The sequence below is a fragment of the Verrucomicrobiia bacterium genome, from assembly GCA_019634635.1.
GTDB lineage: Bacteria > Verrucomicrobiota > Verrucomicrobiia > Limisphaerales > UBA9464 > UBA9464.
The window spans coordinates 1-1631 of record JAHCBB010000075.1; the positions used below are offsets into that span (position 1 = coordinate 1).

General features: G+C 64.1%; 1 protein-coding gene and 1 tRNA gene. One reads left to right on the plus strand and one right to left on the minus strand.

Annotated elements, in window-relative coordinates; all coding sequences use genetic code 11:
- Window positions 1-214: 214 nt before the first annotated feature.
- Window positions 215-287, minus strand: a tRNA-Trp gene (locus KF791_20885).
- Between the two features lie 382 nt (window positions 288-669).
- Here KF791_20885 and KF791_20890 point away from each other — a divergent pair.
- Window positions 670-1631: choice-of-anchor G family protein (locus KF791_20890; GenBank protein MBX3735040.1), on the plus strand; the 962-nt coding region annotated here is incomplete at its 3' end.

Below are 1631 nucleotides of genomic sequence, written 5' to 3' on the forward strand. Positions count from 1 at the left end.
TCTGAGCTCGTTCATCACCTGGCGCAGGAACAGCTGGATCCTGCCAATCGGACCGCGCTTCAGGGCGCGATCCATCTTGGCATTGGCGACGATGTCCTCACTGGGCTCGTCGACTACTCTTCTCGCCACGTTGGCAACCTTCCGGATGGTGTGCAGCCGGCCACGGTGACCGGACATGCTCGCGCTGGCACGGGTTTTCGCCCGTGTCCAACTGCAGGGCGGACAGGACTCGAACCTGCAACCTGCGGTTTTGGAGACCGCTGCTCTACCAATTGAGCCACCGCCCTAAGCAGCGCCAAACGCCATGATTTCGTGACTGCGGCCCAGGGGTTGTGCCAAAAAATGGCGCACGAAAGTATGGCAGATTTCAACTACCTCGACCCAGTGTAAGCGACACGGCAACCCCCGCGCAAAGCCCCGAAAGGCTCTCAAAATTTTTTCCCGTTTCCGCGTCATGATCCGGGAGTAGACGAGTCTGTTCAGGTAAGAGGGCAGAGAAACGAATGTACCCGCGGTCCCTAACCGTATTCGCCGATCAGCTCCTTCAACTCAATAGGACACCGGGAAGCTGAATACAGGCGGCTTCCTTCGTTCCAATAACCCGAGTTGTCGCGATCAGTCGCCTGACAGGTTTCCTGGATCCGCTATGGTTCAGGGAAGGTACCAGCCGTGTTCACTACACGAATTCGACGGACTGGAAACTCAGTCGGGAAATCCATCATCACCAGGTCGACCGCCGTTCTCGGCACCATCGGCATCATCGGCGCTCTCGCCGTGGCGGCACCCGCCGCAGCGAGCGCCACAACCACCCACGCGACGTGGGCCCAGGGCAAGTTCCTCTCCGGCTCGCTCGCCGGCATCAGCCTCGACACCATCGCCGGCCTCGCACCGGCCACGGCCAGGAACAGCGGAACGCAGGGCACGCAGGAGGTCGTGGACCCGCTCGGGGTCAGCCTGCTGGGAACCCAGCCCGTGGACGTCGGCGCCATCCGGGTCAGCCCGGATGCGGTGATCGACACCCAGACGCAGGGCGGGGCGCTCTCCCAGTACGCTCGCGCCGAGAAGACCGGCCTGGCCATCGGCGCCAGCGGCTCCGTCGGCGAGGGCGGGGCCATCGGACCGAATGAGTCCAACCCGTCCAGCGCCCTGACGCTCACGCTCGACCAGCTGATCGGCAGTTCCTACCGCTCCGTGGTCGCCGACCTGAAGCTCGCGGTCCGCGCCATCGCCGCGAACGCGCGGGGCACGCTCCAGTCGGTCGATGGCGACTACTACATCGACGGGCTGACGCTCACCTTCACAAGCCCTGCGCTCGCCGGCATCTCGGCAACCATCACGAAGGCTGTCGGAGATGCGGACGCGAAGCTCGACGCTCTCACCGGAAGGAACGGCGAACTCGCCGCGGCACTCAACGCCGCGCTGGTCGCCGCGAATCCCGCACTGAGCATCGCGGGAGATGCCACGGTGTCGGTCACGCTCAGCCGCAATCTGCAGGCCGCCGTAGCCGATTTGCTCGCGGCCACGTGGGGCGGGTCCGGCGTGAGTTTCAACATCACGACGGGACGGGTGAGCATCGACCTCAACAAGCTCATCGGCGACAACCTCAACAACCTGCCGGTGAACTCGGAGGT